13 protein-coding genes are annotated in these 15097 nt (G+C 70.2%); 9 read left to right on the top strand and 4 right to left on the bottom strand.

All coding sequences use genetic code 11. From position 1 onward, the window contains the following. The coding region (locus tag JWQ05_RS11550; protein WP_299658590.1) for a BamA/TamA family outer membrane protein at positions 1 to 1598 on the bottom strand (1598 nt) is incomplete at its 3' end. A gap of 628 nt (positions 1599 to 2226) precedes the next feature. On the opposite strand from JWQ05_RS11550, the gene JWQ05_RS11545 reads away from it, so the two are divergent. Further along, on the top strand, positions 2227 to 2436 hold the full coding sequence (locus JWQ05_RS11545; protein WP_299658589.1) for a cold-shock protein: 210 nt from the start codon (positions 2227 to 2229) through the stop codon (positions 2434 to 2436). Between the two features lie 214 nt (positions 2437 to 2650). Beyond that, positions 2651 to 3025, top strand: coding sequence for a DUF6481 family protein (locus JWQ05_RS11540; RefSeq protein ID WP_299658588.1), 375 nt, complete (start codon positions 2651 to 2653; stop codon positions 3023 to 3025). A 96-nt stretch (positions 3026 to 3121) separates the two neighbouring features. Here JWQ05_RS11540 and JWQ05_RS11535 read toward each other — a convergent pair whose 3' ends face one another. Together JWQ05_RS11535 and JWQ05_RS11530 are read right to left on the bottom strand one after the other, a co-directional pair. Then, entirely contained in the window at positions 3122 to 3376 is a 255-nt protein-coding gene (locus tag JWQ05_RS11535) for a hypothetical protein (RefSeq protein WP_299658587.1), read from the bottom strand. 139 nt (positions 3377 to 3515) lie between these two features. Then, positions 3516 to 5654, bottom strand: coding sequence for a TonB-dependent receptor (locus tag JWQ05_RS11530; protein ID WP_299658586.1), 2139 nt, complete (start codon positions 5652 to 5654; stop codon positions 3516 to 3518). A gap of 239 nt (positions 5655 to 5893) precedes the next feature. On the opposite strand from JWQ05_RS11530, the gene JWQ05_RS11525 reads away from it, so the two are divergent. The 5 genes from JWQ05_RS11525 to JWQ05_RS11505 all read left to right on the top strand — a co-directional run bounded on the left by JWQ05_RS11525 (position 5894) and on the right by JWQ05_RS11505 (position 10033). Next, positions 5894 to 6385 carry a GNAT family N-acetyltransferase gene (locus tag JWQ05_RS11525; protein WP_299658585.1) on the top strand — a complete coding sequence of 164 codons (492 nt, stop codon included), beginning with the start codon at positions 5894 to 5896 and terminating at the stop codon, positions 6383 to 6385. 46 nt (positions 6386 to 6431) lie between these two features. After that, positions 6432 to 6698 carry a ferredoxin gene (locus JWQ05_RS11520; protein ID WP_299658584.1) on the top strand — a complete coding sequence of 89 codons (267 nt, stop codon included), beginning with the start codon at positions 6432 to 6434 and terminating at the stop codon, positions 6696 to 6698. Then, the gene (locus tag JWQ05_RS11515) at positions 6695 to 7987 is read left to right on the top strand and encodes an FAD/NAD(P)-binding oxidoreductase (protein ID WP_299658583.1); all 1293 of its coding nucleotides are present in this window, start codon (positions 6695 to 6697) and stop codon (positions 7985 to 7987) included. Before JWQ05_RS11520 ends, JWQ05_RS11515 begins: the two co-directional genes overlap by 4 nt. Next, positions 7984 to 9228: a cytochrome P450 gene (locus JWQ05_RS11510; RefSeq protein ID WP_299658582.1), complete on the top strand. Its 1245-nt coding sequence runs from the start codon at positions 7984 to 7986 to the stop codon at positions 9226 to 9228. The genes JWQ05_RS11515 and JWQ05_RS11510 overlap by 4 nt, the downstream gene beginning before the upstream one ends. 196 nt (positions 9229 to 9424) lie before the next feature. After that, positions 9425 to 10033, top strand: coding sequence for an AprI/Inh family metalloprotease inhibitor (locus JWQ05_RS11505; protein ID WP_299658581.1), 609 nt, complete (start codon positions 9425 to 9427; stop codon positions 10031 to 10033). 28 nt (positions 10034 to 10061) lie between these two features. Here the strand turns inward: JWQ05_RS11505 and JWQ05_RS11500 are convergent, their stop codons facing one another. Beyond that, positions 10062 to 11783: an outer membrane beta-barrel protein gene (locus JWQ05_RS11500; RefSeq protein ID WP_299658580.1), complete on the bottom strand. Its 1722-nt coding sequence runs from the start codon at positions 11781 to 11783 to the stop codon at positions 10062 to 10064. A 293-nt stretch (positions 11784 to 12076) separates the two neighbouring features. On the opposite strand from JWQ05_RS11500, the gene JWQ05_RS11495 reads away from it, so the two are divergent. Beyond that, a complete protein-coding gene (locus JWQ05_RS11495) occupies positions 12077 to 13105 on the top strand; it encodes a KpsF/GutQ family sugar-phosphate isomerase (RefSeq protein ID WP_299658579.1) in 1029 nt (342 codons plus the stop codon). 78 nt (positions 13106 to 13183) lie between these two features. Next, entirely contained in the window at positions 13184 to 15094 is a 1911-nt protein-coding gene (gene mutL, locus JWQ05_RS11490; RefSeq protein ID WP_299658578.1) for a DNA mismatch repair endonuclease MutL, read from the top strand. The last annotated feature ends 3 nt before the right edge of the window (positions 15095 to 15097 follow it).

The following is a 15097-nucleotide window of genomic DNA, read 5'->3' as shown; positions in this document are numbered from 1 at the left end:
CCGGCAAAGAACCGGATGTTGGCGGGGATGTCCTCGAGGTTGGCGCCGGAGATCGAGCCGAAACCGATGCGGCCGGCCAGGATGTAGCGGGCCTCGTCGTCGAAGGCGTAGTAGGTCGAGCCCTGCGCCTTGGCGACGAAGATCGACGGGTCCGATCCGAGGAAGCCCGCATAGGGCGTCGCCGAAGCGGTCAGGCGCACGCCCTCGGTCGGATCGAGCAGGTTGTCGGTGGAATCGTAGGAGACCGAGACCGGCACGCCGACGAGGCGGTAATCCACCTTGCCCAGCGCGTCCTGAGAACGGCCCGCCTGTCCGTCGACACCGATCTGCGCGAAGAAGGTGTCGGAGAAGCGATGCCGCAGGGCCACCGTGCCGCCCGCCGCGTCGCTGACATAGGATTGCTGAGCTTCGCGACCCGCGAAGACGTTGGCGACGAGGTCGTTGCGGGTGCCCCAGAGGGCAGGCTTGACGAAGGTGGCGGAGAGCCGGCCGCCGAGGCCATTGGAGTCGATGCCGGCGGCCTTGCGCTGCTTGGCGTAGAGATCGTTGCCGAGATAATAGACGTCGGCATCGACCCGGAAGGTCTCGCCCCCTCCGAACAGGTTCCGGTTGGCGTAATAGGCGCGGATGCCCGGCCCGTCGACGGTGGAATAGCGGGCCGAGACGCCGATCAGGTTCTTCTCGCGCTCGGTGACGTCGACGAAGATCGGAAGATTGCCCGAGGCGTCCAGGGTCTCGCCTTCGCGCACCCGGATCGCGCCGAGCCCTTCGACCTTGGCCACCGAGCGGCGGATGTCCGACACGGCCTTCGGCGAGTATGGGTCGCCCGGCTCCGCGTAGATGAACGAGCGCACGACGGCCGGATCGATGTCCTTCGTGCCGCGCACCCCGACCTCCCCGATCCCCGCGATGGGACCGGGATCGATCGTGTAGGCCACGTCCATGACGTGCGCGGCATCGTCGACGACGGGATCGCGCGCGACGGCCTTGGCGAAGGGATGGCCCAGCGACCGGAACCGATCGACGAGGCGGGCTTCGCGGGCGAGCACGGTGGCCGAGCGGGCGGGGACCTCTTCGCCCACCCGCGTGAAGCGCTCGGGCAGGACCTCCTCGGCGAAGGGATTGCCGCGCGGGTCGCGGGCCGCGACGGAGCGAAGCGTGTAGAGCGGCCCGGCTTCGACCACGATCTTGACCGGCACGAGGGCCCGGGCGCGCGACGCCTCCGCGGCACCGGCGGCCGTGACGATGCTGCGCTCGCCGTCGAGGTTCACGCCGTCGACGCGGATCGCGACCCGGCCCTGGTAGTAGCCATAACCGGAAAGCACGTCGGCGAGGCGGCGCAGGTCGGCCTCGGCGCGGCGCACCAGGCCCTCGCCGTCGGGCGGGGCCTCCTGGCGCAGGCGATAGAGCGTCGAGGTATCCTGAAGGGCGCGCAGGACATCGTCATCGTCGACGCCCTGGAATTTCACCGAATAGGGAACAGCGTCGGCGCTCGGGGCCGGGGGCTCCTCCTCCGAGCCGAACAGGCCGAACAGATCGAAGGCGGCTGCCGGCGCGGATGCGAGACCGACGCCGGCCAAGCCGGCGGCGAGCGGCAACGCGGCGCGTGCGAGCCTCGAGATGATGTGTACGCGAACCCGCCCCCGGTTCCGCGTCACGAATGGGCTTTCCGGCGAAGCGATCTTTGCGCCGACGCCGGCCCTCGGCCGTCCTGCCGACACATCCCGAACTCCGTCATGCCATCCCCATCTTCGCCCCGACCCTCAGGATCGGTGCTGGCCATGTCCAAGCCGTTAAGCCCTGTCACTGACGCAAGCTCTGTCACCAACGATTGTGTCGTCCGTCAGACTACCGGCCACCGTGCAGGGTCGCAACCTCGGGCCGCACCACCTCGCGGCTCCCGCACAGATTCACGCCGCGTTCCGAGCGGACGCGGAGGCGGAGCGCCAGACGGGTTTCACCGCGCCCTTTTGGGGAACCTGACCCAGGCTGGCGCCTTGTCATCGCGTCGCAGGATTTCCAAATTGCAGCCATAGCGCCATGGCCGGTCTCGAGCCGGATTGTTCACGCCTCACGCGTCCGGACTGCTCAGCAGGACGACGCGACCGGCGTGGCCTCGATCCCATCCCATTCCCAAGTCCCTGCGCCACGGGTGACCACGCGTTCGCGCGCGCAAGGCCGGGCAGGCGATGGCCAGCAGCACAGCATGTCGAAAAGGAGAGCACCATGAGCACGGGCACCGTGAAATGGTTCAACGAAACCAAGGGTTACGGATTCATTCAGCCGGATGACGGCGGCCAGGACGTCTTCGTGCACATCTCGGCGGTGGAACGCGCCGGCATGCGCAACCTGATCGAGGGCCAGAAGATCTCCTACGAGATCGAGAACGACCGACGCACCGGCAAGCAATCGGCCGGCAATCTCCAGTCCGCCTGAGACTGGCGATGCCGAGGCTTGAGGGCCGGAGGCATCGATTCAACATGACTTCAGAAGCCGCTCTTCGCCGGGCGGCTTCTGTTGCATCCCGGCCCGCCTTGGGGCATGGGGCTGCTGCGATTTTCCAGACCCACCCGAATAACCATCCCCAACGGCTCGCGCCGCGCGTGCTCAACGCCGGACGCGAAGCGACAAACCACATGAGAAAGGTCAGATGAGCGCCTTCGACTACAGGAACTTCGACGACCGCCGTAAGAATTCCGCCAGCGCCAAGCAGATGCTGCTGGAAAAATTCAAGGCCCGCCCGCCGGCGGACGATCCGGAGATGATCGCCAAGGCCGAGGCCCGTGCGCAGATCGCGCGCGCCCGCGATGAGCGGGCCCGGGAGCGGGAGGCCGCCCGGATCGCCGCCGAGAAGGCTGCCGCCGCCGAGAAGCGCGCCCGCGAGGAGGCCGAACTCGCCGCTCAGATCGCGCGCGAGGAGGCCGAGGCGCTCGCCGCCGCCGAGCGAAAGGCCGCCGAACTCATCGAGAAGAAGGCGCTGCGCGACGCACGCTATGCTGCTCGGAAGGCCAAGGCACGTCGCTAAGGCCGGTCAGGCCGCGCTCAGGAATCCGCAAAGCAAAAGGGCCGACGAGCAGCGTCGGCCCTCTTTTTTGGTCTCTGTCTCGGGCTGGATTGCCGATCAGGACTCGGTGCTGGACTCGGCCTCGCCCTCGGACTCGGCGGCCTCGTGACCTTCGGTCTGCGGCTCGGCCTGCTCGGTCGGCTCACCCTCGGGGCGCGGGCCGGCCTTGAAGGTCCGACGCGGAGCGTTGCCGCGCTTCAGCTGAGCCGGCTTCTCGATGGCGCCCAGGCGCTCGGACAGGAGCTTCGCACGCTCGTTGAAATCATTGGTCGAGCGCGACTGGGATGCACCGCTCTTGAACGCGTTTGCCACTGGGGCCTCATGGAGTTGCCCAGGGCACGGGTTCGTGCGGGGTTGGCCTCTTCTAGCATACCCGGGCTCCCGCGTCGGCCTTTATCTTGTCGCCCCGACGCCGGACGGGGATGCGCGGCCGGCACAGCGCCGGCGTCGCTCAGAAACGCGCGGTCAGAAACAGCCTGACATTGCGCCCGGGCAGCAGGATCTCGTCCTTCTTGAAGGAGGCGGAGTTGCGGATGCGATCATCGAGCAGGTTGCGGCCCTGGAGGCCGAGGGTGACCTCGCTCATGCCGTAGATCCCGGGGTCGAGTGCCTTGGTGTAGCTCACCTCCGCGCGCAGATCGTCGAAGCCCGGCGTCACGGTCTCGATCGGCGCGATCTCCGTATGGGCAAAGGCGTGGAGCAGATTCACGCGGGCGTACCAGCCGTCGGCGCGGACGAAGACGCCGCCGCCGACGCGGTGCGGCGGGATGCGGGGCACGAAGGTGCCGTCGTCGAACTGCGCCCGCACGAAGTCGTACTGCGCGTCGAGGCCCGCCCACCCATTGCCCACCGGCAGCAGGTCGAGCTGCGCACCGATCTCGGCCCCGTAGAAGGTGGCGTTGCGCTGAGAATAGACGATCTGCTGCAATTCGCTGTTGGAGCCGCACGAGCCGAAGTCGTCACCACAGCGGATGCCCGTGTCGCGCTTGTAGATGAAGCCGGTGTAGCGGGTGTAGTAGCCGGTGGCATCGAGGCGGAACGGCCCTTCCGCGCGCCGGATGCTCGCTTCCACCGTACGGGCGTGTTCCTTCTTCAGGTTGGCGTCGCCGATCTCGAAGGTCTCCGTCGCGTCGTGGGCGCCGCGCGAGTAGAGTTCGAAGGCGGTGGGCGCCCGCTCCACGAAGGAGCCGTTCAGGCTCGCCACGAAGCCGTAGGGCAGATCCTGCAAGGCGCCGAAGCTCACGCTCTTCGGGGCGAATCTGCGCCGGCGCCCGGAAGCGAGGGGCTCTTCGCCGTCGACGGGCAGGTAGTCGCCGGGAAACGCCGTGGCGGTTCCGGTGGCGCGGTCGCCCTCGATCCGGCCCGCCGCCTGAAGGCGCAGGCCGCCCCCCAGGGCCAGTTCCTCGAACAGGTAGACCGCGTTGCTGCGGGAATCCGTCGGCGCGAGCAGGCCGCCGGCCTCGCCACCGGTGCCGAGGGTGCGCCGCCCGGCCTGAAGCCCCAGCGCGCCGGTGAGCGTCCCGAAGGCCAGATCGACCGGCACATGCTGGAATTCGATCCGCCCTTCCGCCTCGCGGTTCTTGAAGGTGGCACGGATGCCGTCGATGCCCGCTCCGTCGAGACCGGTCTCGTCGTGGCGGTAGACCGAGCCGCCGAGCCAGAACCGCACCGCCGCGATCGGACCATCGAGGGGCCGGTATTCGCCGCGCGCCAGCAAACGGTCCTGGCGTGGATCGAGGCGGGTCCGGCTCTGGGCCGCCTCGCCGCCCGGGATCTGATAGAGCGCGTCGTAATGGCTGTAGGATAGGCCGACGAAGCCGCGATCGCCGATGAACGACATGCCGACGGCGCCGCCCTGGCTCTCGTTGCCCGAGTTGCGCTGGATGCCGGCGGGCGTCGCGTAGCTGTCCGCGGCGGTCCTGAACCCGTCCGCGTGGACCGCCACGTTGCCGGAGCCGCCATCCACGGTCACGGCGGCGAGGCGCCCGTTATCGACCGACGAGTAGCCCGTGGTGGCCGAACCCGAGACGCCGTTGGCCGGAACGAAGGTCGGCACGCGGTTGTTCTCGGCGCTGACCACGCCGCCGATCGCCTGCGAGCCGAACCGGAGCGAGGCCGGCCCCCGGATCACCTCGATGCGGTTGGCGACGAGCGGGTTGATGGGGACGCCGTGGTCCTCGCCGAGTTCCGAGACGTCTTGGATGCCGACGCCGTTCTCCTGGATGCGGACCCGATTGTTGTCGAGGCCGCGGATGATCGGACGACTCGCCGCCCCGGGCGCGTAAGTCGAGGCCGAGATGCCGGGGCGGTCGGAGAGGGCGTCGCCGAGGGTGCGGGGCTGATCCCGAGCGATCTGCTCGGCCGTCACGACGGTGACCGGCGAGAAGGTGTTGGTGACCACGGGCAGGATGCCGATCGGCGGGCTGGCACCCGGAATCCCCGTGGGTCCCGAGACGATCGGGCTCGGCGAGGTCACGCTGAGTTCTTCCAGCGTGGCCTGCGCCTGCTGTGCCAGGGCCGGGCTCGACCCGAGCGCCGCTCCGGTTAGCACAGCGCTGGCCCACAATACCCTTGATCGACGATCGCGCATCCCGCCTCACACAACATGTTATAATGTTTCGTTGCGCAGATGTTATAGTATTGCAATCGTGGAATCGGGCGTTTGGTGTCCTTCGCCGATGCCTGTTGCGCGAGGGCATCACGCGGGCCAAGCCGGTCATGGCAGGCCGGTCATGGCAGGCCGGTCATGGCAGGCCGGTCATGGCAAGCCCGTTACGGAAAGCGTGGCGGGCTCACAGTGAGGCCGATATTCAGTGTGGAGCCGACGCCATGAACCCGATCGCGATTCGGCCAGCCCGACCGGAGGATGCCGACCCGATCTGGGCGATCCTCGAACCGACGATCCGGGCCGGCGAGACCTACGCCCTGCCGCGTGACGGAAGCCGCGAGGCGATGCTCACCTACTGGTTCGCTCCCGGCAACCGCGTCTTCGTGGCCGAGCAGGCGGGCGCGGTTTTCGGCACCTACGCCCTGCGGGCCAATCAGCCGGGCGGAGGGTCGCACGTGGCGAATGCGGGTTTCATGACCCGCCCCGATGCCACTGGGCGCGGAATCGCCCGGGCCATGGGCGCCCATGCGCTGACGGAGGCGCGTGACGCCGGCTTCCTCGCCATGCAGTTCAACTTCGTCGTGGCGACCAACGACCGCGCCGTTGCCCTATGGCGAAGCTTCGGGTTCGCCGAGGTCGGTCGCCTGCCCGCCGTATTCCGTCACCCCACCTTCGGGCTGGTGGATGCCATGATCATGCACCGCACCCTGTGACCGCGCGGACGCGGAACCGGATCGGGCACCGAGACATTGCGCAAGCATGTCCGAGCGTCCTCCTTCCGTCGAGCCGAATCCAGACCCACAGCCCTCCGGCGGCCCTCTTCGAGTCACCGTCGATCTCAACCTCTGTCAGGCCTACGCGCAGTGCTGCTACGCGGCGCCGGACCATTTCGTCCTGAACGGGCGGGAAGCCCTCCACTACGACCCGGCCCCGTCCGCCGCTGCGCGCGCGGATATCGAGCGGGCGCGGATCGCCTGCCCGGTCCAGGCCATCCATGTCGAGGATGCCGGGACAGCACACCGATGAGCGGCGCCGAGACGCGAACCGTCGTGGTCGGGGCCTCGCTCGCGGGCCTTCGCGGCGCAGAGAGCCTGCGAAAGTCGGGCTTCGCGGGTTCGTTGACGATTGTCGGCGACGAACCCCATCCACCCTACGATCGTCCGCCCCTGTCGAAGGCCGTGCTCACCGGCGAGATCGCGGCGGACGCGACGACGTTGCCCAACCTCGTGGCGCTGGACGCCACATGGCGCCTCGGCGTGCCCGCGACCCGGCTCGACCGCGTGCGCCGGACGATCACCCTCCAGGGCGGCGAGACATTGGCCTACGACCGCCTGCTCGTCGCCACCGGTGCCTCCGCACGCGCCTGGCCCGACGCAGACCAGGCGCGCCTCGAGGGCGTCTTCACCCTGCGCGGTCGCGACGATGCGCAGGCGTTGCGGCACGCACTCACCGCGAGCCCGGGCCACGTTCTCGTCATCGGCGGCGGCTTCATCGGCTGCGAGGTCGCGGCCTCGTGCCGGACCCTCGACCTGCCGGTGACGCTTGTCGAAACGGGGGCGACCCTGCTCGCACGGGTGCTCGGCCAGCATCTCGGATCGGTGGTGGAGGCGATGCACAAGAGGCGGGGCGTCACGATCCGCACGGGCGTCAAGGTGAAGGCGCTGGAGGATGACGGCACCGGTCGGGTGATGCGCGCGTGCCTCGGGGACGGCACCGCGATCCCGGCCGACGTGGTCGTGGTGGCCCTCGGCGCCGTGCGCAACACCGCTTGGCTCGAAGGCTCGGGGCTTTCCTTCGACGAAGGGGGCCTCGATTGCGACGCGGACGGCTACGCCCTCGACACCGACGGCCAAGCGGACACCCACATCGCGGCGGCCGGCGACGTCGCACGCTTTCCTCACCCGCTCTATCCCGGTCATCCGATCGCGCTCGAACATTGGGGACACGCGGTCGCGCAGGGCGCCCGGGCCGGGCGGATCCTCGCGGGTCACGCCGCGGAGCCCTATGCCGAGGTGCCGGCCTTCTGGTCGAGCCAGAACGGGATCACCATCAAGTCCGTCGGTCTCACGGAGGGCGCGGACGGTTTCGTGATCGCGCGGGGGGACCCCAAGGAGGGCCGGTTCCTCGCGGTCTACGGCCGGGCGGGGCGCTGCGTCGCGGCGGTCGCCTTCGACTGCGCGCGCTGGCTGCCGGCCTATGCCGAGCGGATCGCGGCGGGCGCGCCGTTCCCGCCGGAGCCCGGTGGCGTCGATGCGGGTACGTTCACGATCCTGCCCCTGGCCTTTCCGGAACCCGCGCACGAGGACGAGGCATGAGCGACGATACCCTGTTCGCGCGGGTCAAGGAGGAGGCCCATCGGTCGAACCCGTACCCGCTGTTCGCGGCCCTGCGCGAATGCCCGGTCTCGCGCCAGGAGGACGGGACCTATGTGGCCGCCACCCACGCGGCGATCGCGAGCCTGCTCCACGATCCGCGCGTGAGTTCCGAGACCCTGCCGCCGGCCGATCGGCCGAAGACCGGCAATCCGTTCAAGGACTGGCTGGTCAAGCCGGTCCGCGACCACATCACCGATACGCACCGCCCCTTCATCTTCCGGGACCCGCCCGACCACGACACCCTGCGGGCCGCCGTCATGCATCAGTTCACGCACCAGCGGGTGCAGGCGATGCGGGCACGATCGCATGTGCTGGTGGACGAGATCCTGAACAAGCTCGGGGACGCCCGGTCCATCGACATCGTCGACGACCTTGCCTATCCGCTGCCCGTGACGGTGATCTGCGAACTCCTCGGCGTCCCGCCCGAGGACGAGGAGCAGTTCCACGGCTGGGCGACGCAGCTCGCCACTGCGCTCGAACCCGACACCCATCAGGACGACGAGCTGCGCGCCGAGAACAGCCGCACCTTCGATGCGATCTCGGAATACATGCAGGGCCTGATCGCCCAGAAGCGCAAGGCTCCGCAGGACGACATGCTCTCGGGGCTGGCCACCGAAGGCACCGACGGCGCGCCGCGCATGAGCGATTTCGACCTCATCGCCACCGCGATCCTGATGCTGGTGGCGGGGCACGAGACCACCGTGAATCTCATCACCAACGGCATGCTGACCCTGCTGCGCCATCCGGAGGAATTGCGGCGCCTGCGCGAGGACCCATCCCGCGCGCCCCGCGTGGTCGAGGAGCTGCTCCGTTTCGAGCCGCCGGTGCAGTTCCGGACCCGCAAGGCGCTCTGCCCGATCACGCACGGGGGCGTGACGATCCCGGAGAGTGCTCCGTTGGTCCTGCTGCTGGCCGCCGGAAACCGCGATCCTGAGGTCTATGCCGAGCCGGAGCGTTTCGACCCGGACCGGACCGACAACCGCCATCTCGGCTTCGGCGGCAGCCTGCACTACTGCGTCGGCGCGCCGCTGGCCCGGTTCGAGGTCGAGGCCGCCCTGGTCGCGCTCGTGCGGCGCCTCAAGAATCCGCGCCTGACCGCCGATCCGCCACCCTACCGGCAGGGCTCGGCCCTGCGGGGGCCGAAGCACCTGCGCCTGACCATCGACGGGATCGACCCCTGAGCCATCGGCCGGACCTGCGCTGCCTCCGAACATCCGCCTGAGGCAGCCGCGCCACACCGGCCGGCAAATACTCCGCCCTCCCGGCAAATCCCGTGCACGTTGCAGGCTATGCCTTGCCGACAGCGCATTTGCCGGTGACGCAGACCCGAACCCAGGGGCTCCGCCCCGACCCTGCCCCGTTCGGGATAAACCACCGATGCCGCGTTCGCTCCTGCCGTCCGTCGCCGTCCTCGCGCTCGCCGCCGGTCTCGGCGCCTGTGCCTCGCAGCGCTTCGACGGCCCCGTGCGCGGTCGCGCCGCCCCCGGCCCGCAGGCGGCCCTGGAGCCGATCGTCCCGGCGATCCCGTCCGGCCCCGTGACCTCGGCGCCGCTGGCACCACCGCCGGGCGCCACGGCGGCACCGGCCGATTTCGCCCCGCCGGTGAGCGCCAACGTCGCCGTCGCGCCCTCGACACCCATCATCGTCGCCGATCCGGCGCCCAGCATCGCCCCGGTGGCTCCGCCACCCCCGCCGATCGTCGCGAGCGGGCGGTCTTCGGTGGTCGGAAGCTGGAACGCCAAGGACGCCACCGGGGCGAGCTGCAAGGTCTCCCTGTCGAGCGCGCCCGCCCTCGACCTCTACAAGGCGAGCGCTTCGGGCTGCCCGAACAAGGATCTGGCCAAGGTCACCGCTTGGGATTACCGCGACGGCGAGGTCTATCTCTACCAGCCCGGCGGCACCGTCACGGCCCGCCTGCGCCAGGGCGGCGGCGCCCTCGGTGGGGCGTTATCGAAATCCGGCGCCTCGCTGGCGATGGTGCGCTGAACGTTGCGGCCGCACCGGATCGGCCCGATCAGGGGTTGATCCGCATGCCGAGCAGGAAGGTGTTGGCGGAGAAGCTCGAGCCCGCCACGGAGCTGTCGAGGCGCTGGTAGATGTAGCTGCCGCGTAGGGCGAGCCAGCGATTGAAGCGATAGTCGAGACGGGCGGTGGCCGCAAAGCCGCGCTCCGTGATGTTGACCCGGTCGTAGTCGTTCGAGATCAGGGTGACGCCGCCGATCAGCGACAGGTTGCGCAGGAGGTCGTGCTGGACCTCGAGCGTCGCCGTCTGGGTCAGCACGCCGCTCGATCCCGGCACCGTGGTCTCGGTGACGCCGGTGACGGCGTTGAAGCGTACCGTCGTCAGGGGGCTCGCCGTCCAGATCAGGGCCGCGCTGACGACCGGCGCCGTCAGGTCGCGCAGGCTCGGGTCGGTATAGGTCCGGTGCTGCAGGCCGGCGGAGATCTCGCCCGTGACGAAGCGGGTCAGGGCGAAGCTCGCGCCCCCCGACAGCGTCAGGCCGTCCGAATCCCGGCGGATGCCGGTGGAATCCACCCGCAGGTCGTAGACGCGCGTATCGGCCAGGACATCGACGAACGGGGTGATCACCGGCGAGATCTCGTAGCCGGCGCGGAGCTGGAGGCCGTACTGGTTCAGGTTGCGGTCGCTCTGGCGCAGGATCGTGCCGTCGGAGAGTTGCGCATCCTCGAACTCCGAGCGGTCGACCAGGCCGCGCACGGAGATCTGCATCCGGTTGAAGCGCTCCGTGACCCCGAGCGTGGTGCCGTAGCTCGAAACCAACGGCCGGCTGGCGACGCCGGCCGCGAGGTCCGGGGTTCCGGCGCGCTGCGTATCGATGACGAAGCGGCCCTCCACGTCGATGCGCGTATCCCGGTTGGCGTCGATGCGCAGGCGGGTGGTGCCCGAGCCGTTCGGCCGGCTGGCACCGGGGTTGTCCGGGTAGTCGAGATAGCCGCCACGCAGGTCGCCCGTAAGTTCGCTCGACGACCAGTCGCTGCGGAACGTCACCTCGCCGTCCGTGCGCAGAGCCAGGGAGGGCTTCGCGAGCCTGTTGGTGATCTGATCCGGGTTGGTGTCGTAGCCGACGCTCTGCTGGAGAGCCGGGAAGATCGTGAATGTGCCGAGCTTGATCCCGAGCGGCGCGTAGGCCTCGTCGATGGTGATCGGCCGGCGCAGGGCGGTGCCGAGGAGGAAACTGGAGGTCTGGACGCCGGAAAGCGGCAGCACGGTCGGCAGCGGCACGCCGACCACCGGATTTCGCACCACCGGCGTCAGGCGAAGATCATAGGAATTGGTCTGGGTGACCGCGCGGGTGGGCCGGACCACGGCCGAGCCGAAGCGGCGCGGCGGCGCGGCGCGCAGGCGCAGCAAGTTGGTGGGCGCCCGGTTGTTGGCGCCGCCGCTCCCGCTGAAGGCGATGGCACTGCCGGAGCGCGAACCGGGAAGCGAGCGCGTGGCCGAGCCCGGACTTCCCGAGGCCTCGCCCGTGGTGGCGCGGCCCGACATGCTGCCGCTGGGATCCTGCGAGCCCGAAATAATGCCGCTGGGGAGACCGCTGCCGCGGAGCGTCGCGCCGGATGACCCACCCGAGCCCGCATCCGCCTGCGCGTCGGGGCTTCCCGATGGCAATGTCTGGGCGCTCGCCTCGCCCGGGGACACGGCGAGGACGGTCGCCACCGCGAGCCCGGCGAGGCTTCGGCTCGACCAACCTGCGTTCGGCGCGGCACGCGTCACGGATCGGGATCTTTCCGCTGTGCTTCGCGCGGGTTCGAGCGCGTTGGTTGAGGTGGATCGACGGCGAGACCAGGCCGACGACGGACGCTCGACCCCTTGAGGAGGTCCGGGGCGCCATGGTTAACAGGGTTACAACCGCCAGGGTTAATGCCCCGTCAACGGCACCGGGCCGGTGCGGCGCCGACGGGCCCGGGTCCGGAGCAAGCCGCTATCCGACCACATTCGCTCGCCATAGGCTCGGCTGCGGGGCCCGTTCACGGGCCCGTGCGTAGACCGGAAGGATACGGGCCGGGATGGCTCCAGCAGACAACGCCGTGGCCCAGCGCCACAGCCTCGCGGTGATCGAGGCCGAGACCACGCCCGCGGTCGCATCGGCCCTGCGCACCCTCGAGACCGAGCGCGACGGGTTGGCCTGCCTGATGGAGAGCATCGGCAACGGTCTGGGCGAGGCCTTCAGCGGCGCGGTCGCCCGCATCGCGGCCGCGCGGGGACGCGCCATCCTCACCGGCATTGGCAAGTCCGGGCATGTGGGCCGCAAGATCGCCGCGAGCCTGGCCTCGACGGGCACACCTGCTCTCTACGTTCTCCCGGCTGAGGCGAGCCACGGCGACCTCGGCATGGTCCAGCCCGACGACGTCGTCGTCGCCCTGTCCTGGTCGGGCGAGACGACGGAGCTCGCCGACATCATCGGCTATGCCAAGCGCTACCGCGTCGGCCTCATCGCGATCACGGCCAATGCCGGCTCCACCCTCGGGCGCGAGGCCGACATCTGTCTAACCCTGCCCAAGGCACGGGAGGCCTGCCCGAACGGCCTGGCTCCGACGACCTCCACCACCATGCAGCTGGCGCTCGGCGATGCGCTCGCGGTGGCGCTCCTGGAGCATCGCGGTTTCTCCGCGCGCGAATTCTCGATCTATCATCCGGGCGGGCGCCTCGGCGCCTCCCTGCGCCAGGTCCGCGAAGTCATGCACACCGGCGCGCAATTGCCCGTTGTCGCCCGCGGAACCCCGATGCGCGCGGCGATCGCCGAGATCGACGCCAAGGGCTTCGGCTCGGTGGTGGTGGTGGAGGCGGACGGACGCCTCGCCGGTATCGTCACCGACGGCGACCTGCGCCGCAACGTGTTCCGCAGCGACCTCGACAGCCTCGCGGTAGAGGCCCTGATGAGCGGCAACCCCCGCACGGTCGCGCCGGAGACGCTCCTCGCCAAGGCGTTGGAGATCCAGGAATCGATGAAGATCACGTCGTTGATCGTCGTCGAGAACGAATGCCCGGTCGGCCTCGTGCATTATCACGACCTCCTGCGCTCGGGCGTCGCCTGAGGGTTCCGGTGCGCAGCGGTTGGGGCGCCACGCCGAGCCCTTTCGGGGACCGGCCGCCGCTCCTATAGTTCGTCGCACATGTCCGCCTCGCATCCCGTCCGTCGCCTCGACCCGATCCTCGTCGACCGTATCGCGGCGGGCGAGGTCGTCGAGCGGCCGGCCTCCGCCGTCAAGGAACTCGTCGAGAACGCCATCGACGCCGGCGCGCGCAGCATCGAGGTGACCATCGAGGGCGGCGGGCGGCGCCTGATCCGCGTGGTCGACGATGGGGCCGGCATGAGTGCCGCCGACCTCAGCCTGGCGGTGGAGCGCCACGCCACCTCGAAGCTGCCCGGCGGCGATCTCACACGCATTGAAACCCTCGGGTTTCGCGGCGAGGCGCTGCCTTCCATCGGCGCCGTCGCCCGCCTCACCCTCACCAGCCGCACCGCGCAGGCCGAGACGGGGGCGACCCTGACGGTGGATGCCGGGGTGAAGGGCGAGGTTCGCCCGGCGGCGAGCGCGCGCGGCACCCGCATCGAGGTCACCGATCTGTTCTCCGCGACCCCGGCGCGGCTGAAATTCCTTAAATCCGACCGGGCCGAGACCGCCGCCATCGGCGACATCCTGCGGCGCCTCGCCGTGGCGCAGCCCGAGATCCGGTTGACCCTGCGCCCCGAGGGCGGCGCCGCCCTGGTCTTTCCGGCCGAACCTGATCCAGGCCCCTCCGGGACCCTGCGCCGGCTGACCGGCGTGTTCGGGCCGGAATTCGGCGCCAATGCGCTCCCCCTCGACATGGCCCGGGAGGGCTTCGCGCTCTCCGGCCATATCGGCCTGCCGAGCTACCACCGGGGCGCGGCCAACCAGATCCACTTCACGGTGAACGGGCGACCGGTGCGCGACCGGCTGCTGCTGGGCGCCGTGCGCGGCGCCTACGCCGACACGATGAGTTCGGACCGCCACCCCGTCCTCGCCCTGGCGATCCTGTGCGATCCGGCCCTCGTCGACGTCAACGTGCATCCCGCCAAGACGGAGGTGCGCTTTCGGGAGCCCGGCCTGATCCGCGGCCTGATCGTCAGCGCGATCCACGAGACCTTGCGTCAGGCGGGCCTGCGCGGGTCCAGCACAGGCGCCAGCCGCACCCTCGAAGCGCTGCGCCCGGCGGGGCTGGTCGCGCACACTGGTGCGGCGGCCCATGCGGGTCCGGCCCCGAGCCTTCTCCGAGGACTTCCCTCCTTCGGGGCGCCCGCCGGGTACCGCGCGGGCCCGGCGCGGGCAGGGGCCTTCGCGGGTCTCGCCGAGGCGCCGCAGGCCCGCTTCGAGCACGATTTCGCACCGCCCTCGGCGGATCTGCGCCCCGAGCCGGACATGGAAGCCCGTTCGGTGGAGCCCATCGCGCATCCGCTGGGCGCGGCGCGGGCTCAGTTGCACGAGACCTACATCGTCGCCCAGACCGCCGACGGGCTCGTCCTCGTGGACCAGCACGCGGCGCATGAGCGCCTCGTCTACGAGCGGCTGAAGCGCGAGAGGGCGCGCGGCGGGATCGCCCGCCAGGGCCTGCTGATCCCGGACGTGGTGGAGATGGCTCCCGCCGACGCCGACCGCCTCGTGGCGGCGGCCCCCGACCTCGACCGTCTCGGCATGACCCTGGAGCCCTTCGGCACCGGCGCGGTCCTGGTGCGGGAGGTGCCGGCGGCACTCGCCGGCGCGTCGATCCGGGGGCTCGTCACCGACATCCTCGATGCCCTCGACGCGAGCGGTCTGGAGGACGACAGTCCGGACGGCACCGATGACGGCGGCGGGCCTCTCGGCCGGCGCCTCGACGCGATCCTGTCGCGCATGAGCTGCCACGGCTCGATCCGGGCCGGGCGGCGACTGCGCCCCGAGGAGATGAACGCGCTGTTGCGCGAGATGGAGGCGACCCCGCTTGCGGGCACCTGCAACCACGGCCGCCCAACCTTCGTGGAGTTGAAGCTCCACGACATCGAGCGGCTCTTCGGCCGCCGATAGGCG

The organism is Methylobacterium sp., from assembly GCF_028290105.1.
In the GTDB taxonomy this organism is placed as follows: domain Bacteria; phylum Pseudomonadota; class Alphaproteobacteria; order Rhizobiales; family Beijerinckiaceae; genus Methylobacterium.
Note: the sequence above shows the minus strand (reverse complement) of the source record. Positions and strands in the feature narration are given on the sequence as shown.